The following is a 21,010-nucleotide window of genomic DNA, read 5'->3' as shown; positions in this document are numbered from 1 at the left end:
CCCCTCTTTGTTTCACGACCTCATTGATTTGATTAAGTATCTCCTCGGTATGCGCATCAAAGCTCCATAATGCTGTCCTATAACCCCCCCCCTTAGAGATAAAATTTACCGAAAAAACCATTAAGAAAAAGGAGAGAGTAGCCGCTCTCACATAACGCCTAAAGTCATTCAGACAGAAACACAGCGAAAAGACAAAAGTCTCCAAAAAATAAAAAAACCTAACTGAGGTTTTGAATTCAATCGCTCGTTCAATGAATTGGAGTGCGGCATGTATCAACTGTGGCCGAGCGTATGACTATAGTCGCCCAAGGCGGTTCCCGCTTTGAGGCCATTTGGTACGTCTTAAGCACTTCGGGACTAGCTTACATGGCTCGGCAACTTGCATTGAATAGTCGTCGAGCCGTCCTCACAGTAAGTCCACTATGCAGCCCGTCCCCTCGCCGCTCAGCACTCCACCGCCCCCGCCGCTGCGTTCACATTGGCAGCGGGTCGCCCTGCCCGTTCAGCTCCTCGCAATCATCCTTGGTATTATGCTGATGGGCTCGGTCGTGCGCTGTGAGTACAAACAGCCAACGCGCAGCGCAGAGCCCCAACCAAGTAGTGAGAGCGAGAGTACGACCGAGGCCGAGGGAGCGGAGCAGCCGCCCAAGCTCGATTAGTCGCCCACCGCTTCGCCGCGCATCATCGCCTCGCGCCTTCGCTCGACCCGCTTGGCCACCAAAACCGCCGCCTCGAAGAGCAGGTAAAGCGGCGCGGCGAATAGCGTTTGCGTCACAAAATCCGGCGTCGGCGTCACGATTGCCGCGATAACGAAAATCGCCACGACCGCATGCCGCCGGTATTTGGTTAACGTCGCCGTCGTCATAAGCCCCAAGTAAACGAGCAGCACAATCAGCAGCGGAAACTCAAACGACGCGCCCACGCCGAGCACGAGCCACGTCAGCAGCCCGTAATAGCTCCCGGGCGTCCACCGCATCACGAAGCCGAAGTATTCGTTTAGCCCGACCGACACCGCGAGCGTGCTGGGCACCAGCACGAAGTAGCCGAAACATGCACCGCACAAAAACAGCACCATCGCTGCGACGCACAGCGGCAGCACGACCTTATACTCGCGCTCCGTCAGGGCTGGACTCACAAACTGCCCGACAAACAGCAGGATAAACGGTGCCGCCAGCACGATACCGCCCATAAAGCACATTTGGAGGACGACGGTAAACCCCTCCATGATCGAAACAGTGCCCAGGTCGAGCTGCAGCGCAGGATTTCCCGCCTGCACCGAGCGCAACGGCCACAGCAGCACTTCGTTAAAGCGCCGCATGAAGAGCCCGATTAGCACCGCAAACACCAAAAACGCCGCCGCGCTCTTAATCAGCGTCCAACGCAGATCCTCCAGGTGATCGAAGAAGCCCATCGGCTTACCGCGCAACACCTCGGCTTCGGCGGCAGAGTCGGAGAAAATGTTGTGGTCTTTTTTCAAAAGCGTAGGGCGCGAGGGTGGGTAGCGGCAGACCGCTAAGCCGCAACGAAGTACTGCTCATTGTCCAGCCCACACCGCACGCGGCACAACTACGCATCCTTATCCCCCTGTGCACATAGCGGACAGGGGGGCTGTTCCCGTTTCAAACGCGAGCAGCCCCCAACAACGCGCGAGGCGCTTTGGCCTGTATATCGCCGATATTTACGGTAATCGCGCGCGAAAGTGAATAACTCCGACCCTGCGGTCGGAGCTTCTCCTCCACAAGCGAGGGTCTGTTCCCGTTTCAAACGTGGCCGCGCTGCTGCTTACGGCGCAGCCCGAAGGGACGGGCCAGATTTTGCGTGCCGCTGCGTTACTCGTCGCTCATTTGCATGAGCAAACTTCGCTTCTCGCGCCTTGCTGCACACAAAATCTGGCTCCGTCGCGACTCGCGTTTGAAACGGGAACAGACCCTAGGAGAGCCTGCGGCTCCATATGACGATGACCTCGCCGTGAACGGCGAGGTGCGCGCTCTGGTTCGTGGTCACAATCTGCCTCCCTGAGGCGGCGGCACACTAAATCCCCTCACGCTCATCAAACGCTTTGGCATCCGCGAGTCGGGGCTCCCCGTTCATGGTGCTGACGGTGCTGCCACCATCTAGCGCGTTAATGGCGGCGACTTGCTCAGCGGAGAGAGCAAAGTCGGTCACCGCAAAGTTCTCTTCTAGTCGTGCTAGGTTCGAGGTTTTAGGGATGACGACGCGGCCTGCTTGCAGGTGCCAACGGAGGATAACTTGCGCGGGCGTGCGGCCGAGCTCTGCGGCGACTCGTTGAATGACAGGGTTGTTGACACCGTCCGTTCGTCCGAGCGGCGTATGCGCTACTGTCACTACGCCCGCCGCCGTATTGGCGGCTTCGACTGCCTCCTGCCGGTAGGTCGGGTGACACTCCATTTGGTTCGCCGCAGGGACAATCGTGCCTTTTTCTAAAATTTCGTTCAAAAAGGGCGGCGTAAAGTTCGACACGCCGATGGAGCGGATCAGTCCTTCGGAGCGTGCCTGCTCCATAGCCGCCCACGCCTCCGCGCGTTTATTGAGCTCCACCGTTGGCCAGTGGATCAGGTAGAGATCGACGTAGTCGAACCCGAGCTTCTCCAAGCTCCCCTCCAATGCCTCGCGCGCCCGCCCGTGATCGGGGTTCCAAAGCTTGGTCGTTACAAAGACCTCCTCGCGCGGCAGGCCCGATTCGCGCACAGCACGCCCGACTATTCCCTCAGTGTGGTAACACTGGGCGGTATCGATATGCCGGTAGCCGATTTCAAGGGCTCTCAAGATGACTTTCTCGTCAGGAAGCCCGAAAGTACCAAGCCCGACCTGCGGAATCTGGCGGCCATCGTTTAGGGTAATTAGGGGAATAGTCGTGGGGTTCGTCATGTTAGTCCCGATGAGAGGCACAAGCTGAGCTTCGGCAAGCCTCGTTACGCAAAATCCGCATTTCCTTCACTCGCATTTCCTTCACTCGCCTCAGACGCCGCCCCTCTCAATAAACCGTATAGCCCGCCGTTGACACTCCCACCGGTGGCTCTCTACCTCCGCACCCTTTGCGCGCGCGGCCCGCGCCGCACTCTCTCCGATCCCCGTCCGCGTCACACACCGTTTCTAATCACACAAACTGCAAACTACACATGGCATCGAAAACGACGAAGAAAGCACCGGCCAAAAAAGCCGCACCTAAAGCGACTCAGAAAAACAGCGGCAGCCCCGCTGCGGCTAAGGTCAGTGCCGCAAAGGCCAAAACCGGCAAAGCCACCAAGTCCCCCAAATACGTTTACACTTGGGGCGCGGGCAAAGCCGACGGCGACGGCACGATGAAGGCCCTGCTCGGCGGCAAAGGAGCCAACCTCGCCGAGATGACACGTATCGGGCTGCCCGTCCCTGCAGGCTTCACGATCACCACCGAAGTCTGCACCTATTACTACGCCAACAAACGCAGCTACCCCAAGGAGCTCGAAGCGCAGATGCAGGCTGGCGTCGCCAACATGGAGAAAGTCATGGGCCACAAATTCGGCGACGCAAAGGGCTTCCCCCTCCTCGTCGCAGTGCGCTCCGGTGCGCGCGACTCGATGCCCGGCATGATGGACACCATCCTCAACCTCGGGCTCAACGACGACACCGTCCGCTCGCTCGAAAAAGCCACCGGTAACGCCCGCTTCGCCTGGGACTGTTACCGCCGTTTCGTGCAAATGTATGGCGACGTCGTCCTCGGCGTGCAAAAACGCGAAGGCGAAGACCACGAGCCATTTGAAAGCGTCATCGAGCACTACAAACACGAAGTCTACGGCCGCGACATCATCGACTCCGAACTCAGTGCCGAAGACCAACAAGAACTCGTCAAACGCTTCAAAGCCCTCGTCAAAGAGCGCACCGGCAAAGTCTTCCCGCACGACCCGTGGGCGCAGCTCCGCGGCGCAGCCGGCGCAGTCTTCGGCTCTTGGATGAACGACCGCGCCATCGTCTACCGCCGCAAGTACAACATCCCCACCGAGTGGGGCACCGCCGTTAACGTCCAAGCGATGGTCTTCGGCAACACCGGCGAAGCCTCCGGCTCCGGCGTCGCCTTTACCCGCAACCCCGCCAACGGCGAAAACGAATTTTACGGCGAGTTCCTCATCAACGCCCAAGGCGAAGACGTCGTCGCCGGCGTGCGCACTCCCGAGCCCGTTTCCAAGCTCAAGGCCGCCATGCCCAAGGCTTACGCCGAGCTGCTCAAAGTCCGCAAAACCCTCGAAAAACACTTCAAGGACGTGCAGGACGTCGAGTTCACCGTCCAAGACGGCAAGCTCTACATGCTCCAGACCCGCAACGGCAAACGCACCGCCGCGGCCGCGCTCAAGTTCGCCGCCGACATGGTCAAGGAACGGCTCATCGACTGGAAGACTGCCGTCTTGCGCAACCCCGCCGACCAGCTTGAGCAACTCCTCGCGCCGATCTTCGACCTCGCCGAAATCAAGAAGGCCAAAGCCATCGCCACCGGCCTCCCCGCTGGCCCCGGTGCCGCCTCCGGCAAGATCTACTTCAACGCCGACCGCGCCGCCGCCGCCGCCGAGAAAGGCGAAAAAGTCCTCCTCGTCCGCGTCGAAACCTCGCCCGAAGACCTCCGCGGCATGATCGCAGCCGAGGGCATCCTCACCGCCCGAGGCGGCGTCTCCTCGCACGCCGCACTCGTTGCCCGCCAAATGGGTAAAGTCTGCGTCTGCGGCGCAGCCGACATCCAAATCGACTACGAACGCCGCGTCGCCACCGTCAAAGGGCAAAACTTCGCCGAAGGCGACTACCTCTCCATCGACGGCACGGCGGGCACCGTTTACGCGGGCCAAATCCCCACCGCGCCCTCCGAAATCATCGACGGCCTGCTCAACGGCAACAAAGCCGCCCAGAAGACCGAGAAGTTTAAAAACTACGTCCAGCTCATGGACTGGTGCAAAAAAGCCACAAAGCTCAAAGTCCGCACCAATGCCGACACCCCCGAGCAGACCGCCCAAGCACTCGCTTTCGGCGCGGAAGGCATCGGGCTCACCCGCACCGAGCACATGTTCTTCGAGGGCGACCGCATCGACGCCATGCGCGAGATGATCCTCGCCGAAACCCAGGCCGACCGCGAAACCGCCCTCGCCAAGCTCCTCCCCTACCAACGCAAAGACTTCTTCGGCATCTTCAAGGCACTCAAGGGCTTCCCGGCCACCATCCGCCTCCTCGATCCGCCGCTCCACGAGTTCCTCCCGCACAGCAAGGAGCAGCAACTCGACTTCTCCAAAAAAATCGGCGTCGCCGTCGAGAAAGTCATGACCCGCGTGCACGAACTCCACGAGTTCAACCCCATGCTCGGCTTCCGTGGCTGCCGCCTCGGCGTCAAATACCCCGAGATCACCAAGATGCAGGTTCGCGCCATCCTCGAAGCCGCCGCCGAAGCCACCAAGAAAGGCTTTAAGGCCAAGCCCGAAATCATGATTCCGCTCGTCGGCTTCAAGAAGGAGCTCGATCAACAAGTCGCGCTCGTCCACGAGGTCGCCGCCGCCATTGAGAAGGAGAAAAAAGTCAAACTCTCCTACCAAGTCGGCACCATGATCGAAGTGCCACGCGGCGCGCTCACCGCCGACGAAATCGCCGAGACCGCCGAGTTCTTCAGCTTCGGCACCAACGACCTCACCCAAACCACCCTCGGCATGTCGCGCGACGACTCCGGCTCCTTCCTCGGTGCCTACCAAGAAACCGAGATCATGCCGAAGAACCCCTTCGCCTCGGTCGACCAAAGCGGCGTCGGCCAGCTCATGGAAATCGCCATTGAGAAAGCCCGCCGCACCCGCGCCGACATCAAACTCGGCATCTGCGGCGAACACGGTGGCGACCCCGACTCGGTGAAATTCTGCCACCGCATCGGCCTCGCTTACGTGAGCTGCTCGCCCTACCGCGTGCCCGTCGCCCGCCTCGCCGCCGCTCAAGCGGCGATTGCCAACGAGTAACGCGAAACGCACTAACCAAGGCCGCGCCGCGCCGCGCGCCCCCGGCTACCCGCGTAGCCCCGAAAGCCGCCTTCTCGACGAAGGCGGCTTTTTTGCGCGTGCCCACCCTCCCCTATTGCCCTGCCTACTGCCCCACAAAAGCGGCGCTACACGAATCGTAGCCACGCCTACAATAACCTTGTCTGATTCTGGAGAATCCGGCTGCCTACCCGCTCCATGATCGTAACGACCGCCCAACTCTTTAAGCACGCCTACGGCAAATATGCCGTCGGTGCCTATAATATCAACAACGCCGAACAGGCGATGGGGCTCTTCCAAGGCGCAATCGACTCCCAAGCCCCCTTCATCATCCAAATCTCCAAAGGCGCGCGCAAATACACCGACAAGCGGATGCTCGAAGCCATCATCCGCAGCGCAGGCGAGATTTACCCCGAAGCGATTTTCGCCGTACACCTCGACCACGGCGACGAGCAAACCTGCTACGACTGCATCGACTCCGGCTTCTTTAGCTCGGTCATGATCGACGCCTCGCACGACCCCTTCGCCGAAAACGTCGCCATCACCAAGCGCGTCGTCGAGCGCGCCCACGCTAAGGGCATCTCCGTCGAAGCCGAGCTCGGCATGCTCGGCGGCGTCGAGGAAGACATCCAAGTCGATGAAGGAAACGCCTGCCTCACCGACCCCGCCGAAGCCGAAGAATTTGTGAAACAAACCGGCTGCGACTCGCTCGCCTGCGCAATCGGCACCAGCCACGGAGCCTTTAAGTTCAAGGGCCGCCAGTCGCTGCACTTCGACGTTTTGGAGAAAATCAAGGGCCGCCTACCCAACTTCCCGCTCGTCATGCACGGCTCCTCCTCCGTCCCCCAAGACGAAGTCGCCAAGATTAACGCCGCTGGCGGCACCATCCAGGACTCCATGGGCGTAGACCCCAAGGAATACCTTCCCGCCGCCAAGCTCGGGGTCACCAAGATCAATATCGATACCGATGGCCGCCTCGTCTGGACGCGCGTCCACCGTGAGTTCTTCCGCAACAATCCCGAGCAATTCGACTTCCGCCCCCCGGGCAAAATCTTCATGGCCGAGTATGCGAAGTTCATCGCTTCGCGAAACGAACTCCTCGGCAGCGCCGGCCAGCTCGAAGACCTGCGCAAATCGCTCGCCGCTAGCTAAGCGCACTACGCGCGGCGCCCATCGCCCCGCGAAGTACCGCCGACTTGCCCTACTCTCCCAAACGCGTATCAGTTCGCCCTGATACGCGTTTCTCGTTTTCGCCCAAAATCACAATTTTTGAAACATTTCAAAAACGCAGGCGTCCAAGTCCGCAAATCCCCCCATTTACCCCTCACCTCAAAAAAGGAGATCCTCCCCATGAAAACGAAAACTCCCCCCCTGTTCGCCCTTGCTGCCGCCGCCCTGCTTGTTGCCAGCCCGCGCGCCGCAGTCGCAGGTGGCGAAGGCGTTGCCGCAGTCGCCGGCCTCATCGGCGGTATGATTATCGGCAGCCACATTGGCAGCACCCATACGCACACGACTGAAACAGTCGTCGTCGAGCGCACGACTGGCACCGCCTCAGAGCAGGCGGCCCCCGAGACCACGACGACGACGACGACCGTCACGCGAAATGGCGTACCCGGCCACTGGGAAGAGCGGCCCGTCCAAACGTGGATGCCCGCCCGATGGATTACGACCTACGACCACTACGGGTTTCCGGTTCGGCGTTATGTGCCGGGCTACTACCAAACACACGTAGAGCGAGTCTGGGTAAGTGGCGTAGCCACAGTCGGCTACGGGCCCGGCATTTTTGAGCCGACGGTAGTCGTCGCGCCCGCCCCGATAATCGTCGCGCCCCGGCCTTATTACTACAACAGCGGATACTACGGTAACCACTATCGCCCGCACTATCCGGTGGTGCGCCCCTTGCCCGCACGCCACTACACGCCGCACTATCCGGTGCGCCCCACGGCCCCGCGCCACTACGCGCCGAACTATCGCAGTAACCACGCCCCCAGCTACAAAGCGAATCACGTGAGAGGACGGGTTAACTCCGGTAGCGGCGGCCTCCGCCCAAAATTCCACTAAGCTTAAGCTTAACGAGGTCTCCCCGTTTTTTCAGGCCGCTCTTTCGAGCGGCCTTTTTCGTTTGGCGTAAACGGAAGCGATTACCCTAACTGGCCCCGCCGGCGGCGGGAAAACTGCGCGGCGAGCGTGCGCAGCACACGTGAGTGGCGAGCCGCGAGCTAGATGTCGCCGCAGCATAGTGTCGCGTGAGCGCATTAAGCAGGCGGCACGAATCGGGCGCGGGCGGCTTCGGCGGCGGCGCGTGTGTCGCAGCCTTCGATGTGGTCATTGACCAGCCCCATCGCCTGCATGAAGGCATACAGGGTTGTAGGCCCGACAAAGCTAAAGCCGCGCTTTTTCAAATCTTTGGACAGTGCCGTGGACGCTGCTGACGTAGTGAGCGTGCGCAGCGCGGCACCCGTGAGGCGCGGTGGCCGGCCCTGCGCTGCCTGCGGCGCGTAGCTCCAGATATAATGCGCGAACGAGCCATACTCCTGCCGCAACGCCAACACACGCCGCGCATTGTTAATCGCCGACTCGATCTTGCCCCGGTGGCGCACGATGCCCGCGTTGCCCAACAGGTGCTCCACATCCACCGCCGTGAAGCGCGCCAGCTCTTCCGCCTCAAAGTTCGCCATCGCTGCGCGGAAGGCTTCGCGTTTGTTGAGGATGGTCAGCCAAGACAGCCCCGCCTGAAAGCCTTCCAAACAGAGTTTCTCAAACAAGCGGCGATCATCGCTGACCGGAAAACCCCACTCACTGTCGTGGTAATCGCGATACAGCGGCGAGGCATGGCACCAATAACAGCGCACATGGCCGCACTCATCCGTGAACAGGTCGCTAGGTGGGGAAACCGCCATGTAACGATGCAGGAGACGCGATTGCAGGAATGCGGCAACACGGATGATGAAGCGGAGCGAAGGGCAGGCTCAGCGTCCTCACTGTTTCCCGGGAAATCCACCTAATCCCAAATCCGCAGTCGCGGCATTTTGCTTCACGGAGGATGCCACTGAAGCCATGCTCACAGCCGCGTCGGAAGAAGAGCCCAGCCCCGGCTCCGGAGCGGAGGCCGCGCGCGGTGCAGGCGCGACGAGCGGTTGCGCACGGACTTTATCGATGCGGTGCCCGTCGATCTCGGCGACTTCGAGCGTCCAGCCTTTCCAAAGGAAGGAGTCGCCGACTGTCGGCACATGTCCAAAGTGGTGAATCATGAAGCCGCCGACGGTCTCGTAACTAGCCGTGGGCGAAGCCGCGCCGAGCGCGAGGGCTTGGTCGAGATCTTCGATTGGCAACGCCGCATCCACGAGCCACGCGCCGTCATCTTGCGGCTCCATCCCCGGGTCTTTGCGGTCGCCGAGCTGGGGCATGTCGCCGACGATCGCCTCCATGACGTCGATGAGCGTCACCAGTCCTTGGATACCGCCAAACTCGTCGGTCACGAGCGCGAGGTGGCGACCCGTTTTCTTAAACGTTTCGAGGAGCTGTATCGCACTCACGCTCTCGGGCACGAGCAGCGGCGTAGTGAGGTGGTCGCGCAGCTTATTCGAGATGCCGATAGCGGCGTTCGCCCAGAGCGATTTTACGCTCACGATGCCGATCACTTGGTCGCGCGTAGTCTCGTAAACGGGGAAGTGCGAATGTCCACTCGCGACGATTTTGCGCCAGTTAATCTCCTCCTCATCTTCGACATTGAGCCACACCATCTGCGGGCGGCGCGTCATGATTTCGGTCACGGGCATTTCGTCGAGGTTGAGCACGCCCTCGACCATCGCGCGCTCGGCTTTGTGGAAAACGCCCGCATTCATCCCCTGCTCGACGAGGTTGGCGACTTCCTCCTCCGAGGGTGGCGGCTCCTGCTCCTTGCCGATACCGATCACGCGCAGTAATGCATTAGTCGATACCGTGAGCAGCCACACAAAGGGCGCGGCAAACTGCGAGAGCCGCAGCATCGGCCCCGCAACCAGCATCGCCCGCGCCTCGGGGTTCCCCAGCGCGATCCGCTTGGGCACCAGCTCGCCCACGATGAGCGAGAAAAACGTAATTGCGCTAACCACGACGAAAATCGCGATAGCCCGCGCATAAGGCGCGAGCAGCGGCACGCTCGCGATCGGCCCGGCCAAGTGCTCCGAGAGCGTCGCTCCACCGAAGGCACCCGCTAAGATGCCCACGAGCGTAATCCCGATCTGAACCGTCGAAAGAAAGCGAGTCGGCTCGTTCGCCAGTTTGAGCGCGATTTTCGCGCGGGCCGCCCCCTCATCCGCCAGTGCTTGCAGCCGCGCTTTGCGCGAGGACACGATCGCAATCTCCGCCATTGCAAAGGCTCCGTTGGCGAGCAGGAGGAGGAAAATAACGAAAAGTTCTAAGACAATAGAGTTCACTGATTGGGGTCGCTAGTGGGCCGCGCAGGTCGCGACCCCTAAAGCTGATCGCTAGCGAGCCTGAGTGGCATCGAGAGCCAGACGCCCCATTTCGCAACCGAAAAGCAGCGCGCCCACCGCTAAGGGAGCCACGGGAACTTGCTGGCGTCGGGCGGGCGTTTCTCGCGCTGCGCTTGGTGAAACTCGCGCGCCTCCTCGCTCATGTAGTAGAGCAACGTCGCATTTCCGGCGAGTTCTTGGAGCCCGCTCTGCCCATCAACATCGGCATTAAACGCGCTCTTCAGGCAACGAATCGCCAGCGGACTTTGCTGCATAATCTCACGCCCCCACTTGATCCCCTCCTCTTCGAGATCGGCAATCGGCACGACCGCGTTCACCAGCCCCATGTCGAGGGCCTGCTGCGCGTCGTATTGGCGGCACAAAAACCAAATCTCGCGCGCCTTCTTTTGCCCGACGATTCTCGCCAAATAACTCGCGCCAAAACCGCCATCGAAGCTGCCCATCTTTGGGCCCACTTGGCCAAAAATCCCGTTATCCGCCGCAATCGTCAGGTCGCAGACGAGGTGCAACACATGCCCGCCGCCAATCGCGTAACCGGCCACGAGCGCAATCACGACCTTCGGCATCGAGCGAATCAGCTTTTGCAAATCGAGCACGTTGAGCCGCGGCACTCCATCCCCTCCCACATAGCCGGCAGGCCCGCGCACACTCTGGTCGCCACCCGCGCAAAACGCATACTTCCCATCCGTGTGCGGCCCCGCGCCCGTGAGCAGCACCACGCCCACCCGCTGGTCTTCGCGCGCATCCGAAAACGCCTCGAAAAGCTGTGCAACCGTCTCGGGCCGAAACGCATTTCGCTTCTCAGGCCGGTTGATCGTAATCTTCGCAATCCCCTCCGCACACTTCTCGTAACGGATATCGCTGTAGCTTTTTACGGGCGTCCACTCAGTCGGCATAGTGCGGCGAAGCGCAGAGCCAAAGCTCACGCGCAGCAACTCATAAGCGATGTGTCCTCACAACTCTGCGGCCCCATATGCGGTAATGACGGCCTCCAAAAAATGGCAGCGGACACAACGGGCGCGACTCCAACGAGAGCCCCGCCCAATCGGGAAGCCCTCACCGCGCGCCTTCGTATCATCCGTACGATTTTCCCCATGACAACGCGCCGCCATTTCGAGGACATAGCCACTGCCCCAAAAAGACGCCCCCCTCACTCATTCACCCCATGCCCTCCCCTGATCTCAAACTCGGCCTCATCGGCTCTGCTGGACGTGGTGCCAGCCTCGGCACGCTCGCCCACCGCCCGAGCAAAGGCGCGCGCATCGTCGCCTGCTGCGACGTCGCAACACACGCCCTCGACGAAGCCCGCGCCGCCTACACCCACAAAGGCACGCCCCCCTTTACGACCCGCGATTACCGCGAGCTGATAGCCCTGGCCGACTCCGCCGCACTCGACGCCGTCATTATCGCCACGCCCGACTATCTGCACGAGACGCACGCCGTCGCCGCGCTCGAACGTGGGCTCGCCGTTTATCTCGAAAAACCGATGGCACTAACCATCGCGGGCTGCGACCGAATCCTCGCTACCGCCAAAGCGCACCGCGCCCGCCTCTACCTCGGCCACAACATGCGCCACATGGGCTTTGTGCGAAAGATGAAGGCGCTCATCGATGCGGGCGCGATTGGCGAAGTAAAAGCCTGCTGGTGCCGTCACTTCGTCGGCCACGGCGGCGATTTTTACTTCCGCGACTGGCACGCCGACCGCCGCTACTCCAACAGCCTCCTCCTGCAAAAAGCCGCGCACGACATCGACATTATTCACTGGCTCTGCGGCGGCTACACGCGACTCGTCAACGCACTCGGCGGGCTCACCCTCTACGGCGATCTCCCCGAGCGCGCACCGGCAACGAAAGGCCCACCGCCCGGCATCGCCCTGCGAGGCATGGACTTCACGACCTTCCCACCGACGCGCCAACGCGGGCTCAACCACCGCATCGACGTCGAAGACCTAAGCACTATGCAAATGCGGCTCAGCAACGGCGTCTATGCCACGTATGCCCAATGCCACTACACACCCGACTACTGGCGCAGCTACACAATCATCGGCAGCGAGGGCCGTCTCGAAAACTTCGGCAACGGCGGCGCGGGCACCGTCGTACGACTCTGGAATAAACGCTCCGGCTACAACGCAGCGGGCGACGCCAGCTACAAAATCCCCACAACACGCGGCAGCCACGGCGGGGCCGATCCCCTCATCATTGCCGAGTTTCTCCGCTACGTGCGCGAAGGCGGCACGACCGACACCTCCCCCCTCGCTGCGCGCGAAAGCATCGCCGCAGGCTGCCTCGCCACCGAATCACTGCGCAGCGGCGGCATCCCCCTAAAAGTCCCGCCCCCCAACGCCGCGCTCGCGCGATTTTTTGAAAACGGCGGCGCATAACGGCAGAGTAGCGCGGGCGAGCACGCTGCTCGGATACCCGAGCAGGCGAGCCGCCTAAGGGTCTGTTCCCGTTTCAAACGTGGTCGCGACGGAGGCAGATTTTGTGTGCAGCAAGGCGCGAGAAGCGAAGTTTGCTCATGCAAATGAGCGACGAGTAACGCAGCGGCGAGCGTGCGCAGCACACGTGAGTGGCGAGCCGCGAGCCAGATGTCCCGTCCCTTCGGGCTGCGCCGTAAGCAGCAGCGCGGCTCGCGTTTGAAACGCGAACAGACCCTAAGAGTGACGAGTAAGAGAGGACACGTTGGAGATTGGCGGAGCGCCGACCGCCACGCCATGCTCTGCGTCGATGACTGATGCCGCACACCACGCAGATGGCCCCGCGCAATCCGCCGAAACCCCGACTCCACGCAAACCCAGCTTTGCCATCTGCGATGGACTTCGCGGCTACCTCGCCAACTACAAACGCGAGCGGCTCCTACCCATCAGTTACGAACGGCTCTGCGACTTCCACGAAACCATCCCGCTCGTGGATCGCGACGGCCAGCCCACGCTCTGGGACACCGTCATTTACCGCCACGACGAGATGGGCCCGCTCTACGAAGAGCTCAAAGCGACCTATGCGCTTCTCAAAGTCGATGGCGACTCCCGCGTCGTGCGCCACCTCTACATCGACCGCGTGGACTATTGCAGCTTCGGAAACTCGATGCCCTTCCGCGTGCGCATCGTGAACTCCTTTAACGACAACCAAGACTATTTTTATGTAAAACGCGCCGACGCCTCGCGGGTGTACGGGCTCGAACTCGAACACCTCCTCTCTCCTAGCCGTCTCAACTTCATCACCCACGGCGGCACGCTCATCGAAGAACACATCGCCGGCATTCCGGGTGACGTCTTCATCAACACTTGGCTGCGCTCGCCCGAGCTGCTCCCTGTGCGCGTCGCCAAGGAACTCGTAAAATTCAACGAGCGCTGCTTTCTGCGACTGCTCGGCGATATGCGCGCGTACAACTTTGTCTTCGTCATCACTCCCGATTTCGAGGCCGCCCAAGTCCGCATCCGCGCGATGGACTTCGACCAGCAGTCTTACAATGGCCGCAAAAAATTCTACCTACCGCAGTTCTTTAAGGAAAACGCGCCACTCGTCCGCTACTGCACCAAACACCTGCACGTCGAAACCGCACTCCAATATCAACGCGAAGAACACACACTCATCGTCGGACGCGCCGAACTCGCCCGCGTGCGCCTCGCCGAGCTACTCCACGAAATGAGTGCCGATGCGATCGCCCCGCGCGAAAAAATCCACCACCTACGCGCTGAACTCGCCGAGCACTTCCAGCGCAGCGAATATCTCCACTGCGAATCGATGGGCGCCCTCGTTCAGCAAAACCTGCTCACCCTGCGCGAAACAATCGCCCGCCATAGCCCGCCGCCCATCGACCTCGAAAGCTTCGTATAAAACCACCTCTCACTGCACTTCATCCCAACACATCGCCGCACAGTGTATCTCAATCGCGACTACCCACATCCATTTAGATTGCGCGGCCTAGAGAGATCTTCGAACTTGCCGCAACAACACTCGTACGAGGCGGCACTCTTCCGTCACGATGAGTCCACTACACAACACAACTCCCAAAGAACTGGAGCCCCCTCATGGCCAAAAAAGCAGCCCCTAAAAAAGCGACTCCTGCGAAACCTGCCGCCACAAAAAAACTGACAGCAAAAAAAGCCCCTGTCGCCAAGAAGGCAGTCGCCAAAAAAACGGTAGCGAAAAAACCCGTCACCAAGAAGGCTCCCGCCGTAAAGAAACCGGCCCCTAAGAAGGCCCCAGCGAAAAAGGCACCCGCGGCCAAAAAACCTACCGCTGCGAAAACAAAGGCAGCTCCCGCCGCGAAAAAAGCACCGGCAAAAAAGAAGAAGTAAGAAGCCCCGTTCCAGTTTCGCGCTTCCCCCAAAAGCAGAGCCGCTCTCCCCACAGGAGCGGCTCTACTCATTTTAGAAGCACAGCAGTGGACGCGGCGGCCTAAAGAATACGCCCCTCATCGAATTCGATGAGGTCGGCTACCGTCAGAATATCGCTTAAGCGGTCTGCACAGCCCATATTGGTGAGTGCCTCTTTTAAAAAATCGCGACCGGGGCCGCTCAGCCCGCGTTGCACATAAAACCGGTTCCACTCCGCGACGCGCAACTCGGTCGGAAAAATCTCGCGCAGCCGCGCGTCGATCTCCGCATCGCTCGCCGACTCGTGGACGGCGCGCTCGACTGCATCCGGCTCGATGCCCAAGTGCAGGCACAAAAACCCATCCATCCCGCGCTTGTAATTCTTCGCATAGCTCGGAGGCAGGGCGCCGTGAGTCTTCACGTAGCTGGCCTTCGCGATGAAACGCGGCAAGTGCAGCAAGCCCGTCGCCGCATGCGGGATGTAGGCCGAGGGCAGTTCGCGCAAAATCACACCAGTCGAGCCCGGGATCGGTTGGGAAGCCATAGTGGCCAAAGCCTCTGCACTACGACTGGTCACCGCACGCAAAATAAAGCTTTGCCCTGCGTGAGAGCGGAGCCCCCCTCCGCGCTCACACACCGGCAGCGGCCAACGCCGCACCCACAATGCCCGCCGTGTTGCGAAACTCTGCAGGAACGACACGCGCCTGCGGCTTGAGGCAGTGGAAAAACTTGTCGTGCTCGCGACTAATCCCGCCGCCTAAAATAAACAGGTCAGGGTAGAGGATCTTTTCGAGCTGGATCAGGTAGTCGCTGAGCTCGCGGCCCCACGCCTCGAAATCGAGCCCACGCCGCACGCGCGCCGCAGCCGACACATAGCACTCGATTGACTGGCCCTCCTTTATGATGTGCCCCAACTCCGTATTCGGATGCAGCCGCCCGTTGTGAAACAGTGCCGAGCCCACCCCCGTTCCCAGCGTCAACACGAGCACCGTATTCGACTCGCCCCGCCCCGCGCCAAAACGCAGCTCTGCCAAGCCCGCCGCATCCGCATCGTTGATCAACGTCACCGGACAGCCACTCGCCTGGCTAAACAAGGCCCCCGCATCGCAGTCGCAAAAGCCTTTGTGCACATTTGCCACCCACGCGATGCGCGCCCCATGCACCACCCCGGGGAAGCCCACGCCCACCGGCCCACGCCAGTCAAACCGACGCACCATCTCCGCCACTGCCTCCGCCATCGCTTCGGGCGAAAGTTTATCGGCAGTTTCCAACTTCTCGCGCTCCGTCAAAAGCTTGCCACTCACCAAGTCGACTGGTGCGCCCTTGAGCGCCGATCCGCCAATATCAATGCCTAGAATCGTGTTCATAGAGAAAGAGCTACGAGAAAAGAAGGGGAGCAAAAGTGCGGACTATGTCGCGCACGCGCGCAATCCCCGTCAAGCCTTCCTAGCCTGCGGTAACTGCGAGTCGCAGCCCCGCTGCTTGGGCATATTAGCCCAGTCATAAACGAGTGCCCACACACGCGCCAGAGCAGCCCTCAAAACCCGCCCACACGCCACAGTCGAGGCGAAGTCGCCGTTACTTACAGACCTCAACGTATCGATAGCGCCGATACGCCAACGAAAGCGCTCTGCGGCCGCGCACACGCACAGCCGCAGGCGGTTCCATTTTGGCCGCCAGCACTAACCGCCGCCCACACGCCGACCGCCCGCGTCAAACAGATGCAGCGGCACACCCTCCTCAATGGCGACGGCGACCCGATCCCCCGGCCGGAGTGCGCTACGCTCGCTCTGCCGCGCGACGAGCGTCGCCGCCGCGCCAGCCACCTCCACATAAATCAAAGTCTCCGCGCCGAGCGACTCCACCAGCTCCACGCGACCCGCCACCGAACCGCGCGGAGCCACAGCCTGCCCGCCCTCCGCGCCCACCTCTGGCAGCACGCGCAAGGACTCGGGCCGAATCCCCAACGTGCCGTCAGCTGATCTATTGGGGTTGGGGGTTTGGACTGAACTAACAGAAAGCGTGTTACTGAGTGAGGAGCGGTGCACCGACTTTCTGTGACGGTACACTCGCTAAAGAACTGAAAAATGCTGCGCCTAGGCGCATAGGGTAAGCAGTGAGAGTTTCAAAGTCTTCCTCGGCTTAGTTTTTACAGGTCAAAGCTGCTGGGGATAATGACCATGTCGCGAATGGTGACATTGCGCGGACGCGTAAGCATGTAGAGCACCGCATCGGCAATTTCAGAGGGCTCGATGAGGCTACCGTTTTCCTTTGCTTTGCGGAGATTTTCTTCCGGCCAATCCGCCAAGAGCGCACTGCTCACTGGGCCGGGCGAAACCGAGCCGACGCGAATCCCGTGCGGGAGGAGTTGGCGGCGCATAATTTGCACAAACGAATGAGTCGCCCATTTCGAGGGCGAGTAGACGGGCTCATGGAGTACCGCGCTATGGCCCGCGAGAGAACTCGTTACGATAATGTCGCCAGTCTTACGCTCAATCATATGTGGAATGATCGACCGTACATTTTTAAAGACTACATTGATATTAAGCTGCAACATCCGGTCGATATGGTCGAGGTCTGCATCAACTAGATCGCCCCCGATGTAGATGCCTGCATTCGCATGGAATATATCAACGTAAGAAACAAGGGCTAGAATATTATCCGCTAGCTGCTTACATTGCTCCACATTGAGTAAGTCGGCAACAAGCGGAATCGCGGAGCCGCTGTGGCCTTCACACGCGGCGTTTAGTGCACGCTCATCTTTATCGATAAGTACGACCTGTGCACCTGCCTTAATCAGGGCTTGGGTGGTGGCTAGCCCGATTCCAGAAGCCGCGCCAGTCACGGCAGCGATTTTTCCTGATAATAGTTTTGTCATCGTTTTTGGGGTTAAAACGGAGTGTTGCCGAGCCTTTGCTATCCGCAACACTCCGCTGGGGTTTAATGGAGCGTAGTACGTTACCAGCCCATGTATTTAATCGTTTCTCTCACAGGTTGGTAGCCGTCGGTCCAGTATTCGATTTGGACACCAAAGCTTCCGCCGTGACGGGCCGAACCAAAGACACCCGTGCGGGAAAGCGCGCCACCCGGCACGACAAAGTCGGCGGCGGACTGCGCCGCACCATTCCAGTGCGCCCAAGTGTAGAACACGCGAATATCGGGGCGGCTCCAGAACTTCGTCCCTTTTGGCGAAAAGCTCGGCGCAAAGGTGTACTTGGTCATGTTGCGCTGCGCGGCGCCACTGGGCTTTACGGCATCGTGACCGATTTCGAGGCTTAGCTTGATGCGCTCGCTGAGGCTGTACGTCGCGCGTCCACCGACAGATACCCAGTCTTGGGTATCGCCAGTGTTGAAGCGATCGCGCTGCCAAATCCCAATCACTTGCCCGCCGAGCTTCTCGCCTTGCCAGTCATAGGCCTCGACCACGCGCCAGCGGTTGTTGCTGCGGTTGAGATACAGGTCACCTGTGTAACCAAGCGCTGTGCCCGGGCCTTCACCATATTGCAGCGCGAGCGAGTTATTCCCTGTCTCGCCAATTTTTTGTATATGGCGCACATGAGTCGACCAGCCCCAAGTCGTATCCGCACGGTGCGTGTCTTTTTCGACATAGTTCAGCCCAAACTCTAAGGTACCACCGTTGTTGGTTTCTAACCCTTCAAAGAAGAGATCATGGCGATTTACATAATACTCTTGGTAGGGGTTGTCTTTACGCGAGAGGAAGTAGGTCGCTTTGACTTTTCCGAGTTGCACATCTTGGACACCAAAGCCGACACCCTGCATATCACGATAAAAGAAATCGTTAATATGCACATCAGCAGACTTATAGTGCAGCATGCTACGCCCGGCGATTATGGCACCTCCATTTAGCCACGATAGGTTCCGCCAAGTGAGCAGTGCTTCGGCCAATCGCGTGTGCCCCGGCCCGCTCTTCGAATAATTATGCACACCATAAGGGTGATTAAAAAATCCACCTACCGTCGCACTCAGGATAGAGTCATTGCTAAAGCGGGCAATATCTTGACGAAGGGATGCTTCAAAATGTTGGTCGAACTCATTACCCAATCGATATTTAGCGAGTGCTCCCGGAAGTTGGAAGGCTCTATTCGGGCTCATTCCCTCTATCATTCCTGTGCGGAAATACGCTTTCAGGTCGGCATCCCAGTGCGCGGCTTCTGCGGCTGAGACATTTGTAAATGCCGCCGAAAAAATTCCACAGAATGCGCTGAGAATACCAATACTCACTCTCTTCTTGGTGTTTGGTTTCATTGTTTTTCTTGGTTATGCTTGGTTACGGCATGGGGCATGCTACACTTTTGGGACAAAGAACCCCAAACCTAGCATTCAGCATATAGAGTTTGAATGTAGGTTGTGAATTCGCTTTAATACGCATTTATAGGCTTTTGCTGCGCGTTTATACTTAATCAGCAATACCATTACCGCTTACTCCAGGCGAGGAGTTGCGACATTAGCAGAGGACAAATACTCATTAGGTTGTATTATCCCAAGAGTATATTTACAAATCGGCAGAGCGGGTATTATTACCCATTTTAATTTTGCCGATAAGTAATTTACTGCCGCGGCAACCTATTCATTTAGCCAGTAGTAATGAATACAGTCGGAAAGGCTATCGCGGCGCTGGATATAGCGTTCCGAGCCGGTGCCGGAGTATTCGTTTTCCCGAAATGCCTCACCGCATGCGAGCGTTTCGGGGGCTTCACTCGATACGTCACACTGCGCCGGCAGCGCGACGGCCGGAAAAAAAACAATCAAATACCGGCTTAATGGCAGTGCGCCTGCCCATCCCGACCGTGCGCGTGCCCGTGGCGCAACTCCTCAGAAGTCGCTTCGCGCACGGCCAACACCTCCACGTCGAAGTCCAAATCCATCCCCGCCAGCGGATGGTTGGCATCAAGCGTCACGCTTTCTTCATCGGCGGCGACGACTGTGACCACCGGCGCGTGCGGATCGGTATCGGTTTGGAAGCGGTCGCCCACGTTAATGTCGCCGGCAAAAGGGATCTGCGCACGCGGCAACCGTTGCACTTGTGAGGGGTCGTGCGCGCCGTAGGCCCGAGCCGCGGGTACTGATACGCGTTGGCGCGAGCCCGCCGCCACACCGCGCAGTGCCTCGTCGAGCCCGTCAATCACTTGCCCCGCGCCCTCCAAATACGTGATGGGCTCGCCGCCGGAGGAACTATCGATCACTCGCCCCTCAGGGTCGCGCAAAGTATAGTGAAGGGTAACGACGTTAGCGGGCTGCATGGTGCGCAACAAAGACACTACACTCATAATGAGAAGCCCTTTTCGCTGCCACCACAGGCCTGTCCTTTCGGCGGAGAATAACGCGCAAATAAAACGCAGTTTTTGCTCTCCCCGCTACGCAGGAAGACGAGCTTGCGTGCCCCCATGTCGCGGGAGCGTAAACAGAGTATCGAAGATACCTTGCGCTTCCCCCAGTGCAGAACTCAACTGCTGCCCACTGCGCCCATGCCGCTTATGAACACGAAGACTATCCGTTCCCCTTTCCGCCTCCTGTTACTCACTCTGCTTTTTGCCGCGCCGCTCCTTGGCGAACTCCACGCCGCGCTGCCTACGCGCGAAGACTACGTGCGCCGCGTCGAGACCTGCGAAGCGATCTTGCAGGAGTTCATGACCTCGCCCGACTACGGCATCCCGCGCGAAGTGCTGCGCCACGCTAAGGGCATCATCATCGTAAATCAGTTTAGCGCGGGCTTCCTGCTGGGCGTAAAGGACGGCTGGGGAGTCATCATGGTGCGCCGCACCGATGGCACTTGGAGCGTCCCCGCCCTGCTCACCGCTGGCGAAGGCAGCCTCGGCCTGCAAGTCGGGGCCAGTGCTAACGAAACCATCTTTATCCTCAACGACGAGAGCACGCCACGGCTCCTCTTCAAAGGCCGCTTCCACATCGGGGCCGATGCCAAAGCCGTCGGCGGCCCCAAGACCGCCGCCAACGAGTACACGCTGGCCGACGCCGTCGCACAGCCCATCCTCGTGTACTCCAAAAACCGCGGGCTGTACGCCGGAGCCGCCTTCAAGGCCGGACACTTGAGCAGCAACGACAAGGCTAACCGCGTGCTCTACGCCACCCAGCACTCGCTCCCCGAAATCCTCTACAGCAACTGGATAACGGTGCCCGACGAAGTCCGCCCGCTCATGAACTACGTCAGCTCTCTCGCGCAATAAGGCCGGGCAAGGGGCAGC

19 protein-coding genes are annotated in these 21,010 nt (G+C 59.9%); 8 read left to right on the top strand and 11 right to left on the bottom strand.

Going from position 1 to position 21,010, the window contains the following annotated elements; genetic code table 11:
• Nucleotides 1-422: 422 nt before the first annotated feature.
• A complete protein-coding gene (locus AXK12_RS05415; protein WP_068712247.1) occupies nucleotides 423-659 on the top strand; it encodes a hypothetical protein in 237 nt (78 codons plus the stop codon).
• Here the strand turns inward: AXK12_RS05415 and tatC are convergent.
• Both tatC and AXK12_RS05405 read right to left on the bottom strand, forming a co-directional pair.
• A complete protein-coding gene (gene tatC / locus AXK12_RS05410; RefSeq protein WP_068712245.1) occupies nucleotides 656-1,477 on the bottom strand; it encodes a twin-arginine translocase subunit TatC in 822 nt (273 codons plus the stop codon). The genes AXK12_RS05415 and tatC overlap by 4 nt on opposite strands.
• 554 nt (nucleotides 1,478-2,031) lie before the next feature.
• Entirely contained in the window at nucleotides 2,032-2,889 is an 858-nt protein-coding gene (locus AXK12_RS05405) for an aldo/keto reductase (RefSeq protein WP_068712242.1), read from the bottom strand.
• A 251-nt stretch (nucleotides 2,890-3,140) separates the two neighbouring features.
• Here AXK12_RS05405 and ppdK point away from each other — a divergent pair, with 251 nt between their 5' ends.
• The 3 genes from ppdK to AXK12_RS05390 all read left to right on the top strand — a co-directional run bounded on the left by ppdK (nucleotide 3,141) and on the right by AXK12_RS05390 (nucleotide 8,054).
• On the top strand, nucleotides 3,141-5,975 hold the full coding sequence (gene ppdK, locus AXK12_RS05400) for a pyruvate, phosphate dikinase (RefSeq protein WP_068712240.1): 2,835 nt from the start codon (nucleotides 3,141-3,143) through the stop codon (nucleotides 5,973-5,975).
• A 216-nt stretch (nucleotides 5,976-6,191) separates the two neighbouring features.
• Nucleotides 6,192-7,145 carry a class II fructose-bisphosphate aldolase gene (locus AXK12_RS05395; protein WP_068712238.1) on the top strand — a complete coding sequence of 318 codons (954 nt, stop codon included), beginning with the start codon at nucleotides 6,192-6,194 and terminating at the stop codon, nucleotides 7,143-7,145.
• Nucleotides 7,146-7,343: 198 nt separating this feature from the next.
• On the top strand, nucleotides 7,344-8,054 hold the full coding sequence (locus AXK12_RS05390) for a hypothetical protein (RefSeq protein WP_156468889.1): 711 nt from the start codon (nucleotides 7,344-7,346) through the stop codon (nucleotides 8,052-8,054).
• Between the two features lie 194 nt (nucleotides 8,055-8,248).
• Here AXK12_RS05390 and AXK12_RS05385 read toward each other — a convergent pair whose 3' ends face one another.
• From AXK12_RS05385 to menB, 3 genes are all read right to left on the bottom strand, one after another.
• Entirely contained in the window at nucleotides 8,249-8,893 is a 645-nt protein-coding gene (locus AXK12_RS05385) for a DNA-3-methyladenine glycosylase I (RefSeq protein ID WP_068712236.1), read from the bottom strand.
• A gap of 78 nt (nucleotides 8,894-8,971) precedes the next feature.
• Nucleotides 8,972-10,411 (bottom strand): hemolysin family protein, encoded by a 1,440-nt coding sequence (locus AXK12_RS05380; protein ID WP_068712232.1) that lies wholly within the window; start codon nucleotides 10,409-10,411, stop codon nucleotides 8,972-8,974.
• Between the two features lie 119 nt (nucleotides 10,412-10,530).
• Complete coding sequence (gene menB, locus AXK12_RS05375) at nucleotides 10,531-11,367, bottom strand: 1,4-dihydroxy-2-naphthoyl-CoA synthase (protein ID WP_068712336.1); 837 nt, start codon at nucleotides 11,365-11,367, stop codon at nucleotides 10,531-10,533.
• 269 nt (nucleotides 11,368-11,636) lie between these two features.
• Here menB and AXK12_RS05370 point away from each other — a divergent pair, with 269 nt between their 5' ends.
• From AXK12_RS05370 to AXK12_RS05360, 3 genes are all read left to right on the top strand, one after another.
• A complete protein-coding gene (locus tag AXK12_RS05370) occupies nucleotides 11,637-12,851 on the top strand; it encodes a Gfo/Idh/MocA family protein (protein ID WP_068712230.1) in 1,215 nt (404 codons plus the stop codon).
• 346 nt (nucleotides 12,852-13,197) lie between these two features.
• A complete protein-coding gene (locus AXK12_RS05365; protein WP_068712229.1) occupies nucleotides 13,198-14,307 on the top strand; it encodes a hypothetical protein in 1,110 nt (369 codons plus the stop codon).
• 194 nt (nucleotides 14,308-14,501) lie between these two features.
• Nucleotides 14,502-14,771, top strand: a complete 270-nt coding sequence (locus AXK12_RS05360; RefSeq protein WP_068712228.1) for a hypothetical protein — start codon at nucleotides 14,502-14,504, stop codon at nucleotides 14,769-14,771.
• Between the two features lie 100 nt (nucleotides 14,772-14,871).
• Here AXK12_RS05360 and AXK12_RS05355 read toward each other — a convergent pair whose 3' ends face one another.
• From AXK12_RS05355 to AXK12_RS05325, 6 genes are all read right to left on the bottom strand, one after another.
• Nucleotides 14,872-15,333: a DUF5069 domain-containing protein gene (locus AXK12_RS05355; RefSeq protein WP_068712225.1), complete on the bottom strand. Its 462-nt coding sequence runs from the start codon at nucleotides 15,331-15,333 to the stop codon at nucleotides 14,872-14,874.
• Nucleotides 15,334-15,418: 85 nt separating this feature from the next.
• Nucleotides 15,419-16,156, bottom strand: coding sequence for a polyphosphate--glucose phosphotransferase (gene ppgK, locus AXK12_RS05350; protein ID WP_068712222.1), 738 nt, complete (start codon nucleotides 16,154-16,156; stop codon nucleotides 15,419-15,421).
• 315 nt (nucleotides 16,157-16,471) lie between these two features.
• Entirely contained in the window at nucleotides 16,472-16,837 is a 366-nt protein-coding gene (locus AXK12_RS08540) for a TOBE domain-containing protein (RefSeq protein ID WP_269446581.1), read from the bottom strand.
• Between the two features lie 101 nt (nucleotides 16,838-16,938).
• Entirely contained in the window at nucleotides 16,939-17,667 is a 729-nt protein-coding gene (locus AXK12_RS05340) for an SDR family oxidoreductase (protein ID WP_068712218.1), read from the bottom strand.
• 80 nt (nucleotides 17,668-17,747) lie between these two features.
• Nucleotides 17,748-19,055, bottom strand: a complete 1,308-nt coding sequence (locus AXK12_RS05335) for a carbohydrate porin (protein ID WP_082782672.1) — start codon at nucleotides 19,053-19,055, stop codon at nucleotides 17,748-17,750.
• Nucleotides 19,056-19,567: 512 nt separating this feature from the next.
• Complete coding sequence (locus tag AXK12_RS05325) at nucleotides 19,568-20,050, bottom strand: FKBP-type peptidyl-prolyl cis-trans isomerase (RefSeq protein ID WP_068712332.1); 483 nt, start codon at nucleotides 20,048-20,050, stop codon at nucleotides 19,568-19,570.
• A gap of 234 nt (nucleotides 20,051-20,284) precedes the next feature.
• Here AXK12_RS05325 and AXK12_RS05320 point away from each other — a divergent pair, with 234 nt between their 5' ends.
• Nucleotides 20,285-20,992: a lipid-binding SYLF domain-containing protein gene (locus AXK12_RS05320; RefSeq protein WP_231863553.1), complete on the top strand. Its 708-nt coding sequence runs from the start codon at nucleotides 20,285-20,287 to the stop codon at nucleotides 20,990-20,992.
• Nucleotides 20,993-21,010: the final 18 nt, after the last annotated feature.

This window comes from Cephaloticoccus capnophilus (assembly GCF_001580045.1).
GTDB lineage: Bacteria > Verrucomicrobiota > Verrucomicrobiia > Opitutales > Opitutaceae > Cephaloticoccus > Cephaloticoccus capnophilus.
Note: the sequence above shows the minus strand (reverse complement) of the source record. Positions and strands in the feature narration are given on the sequence as shown.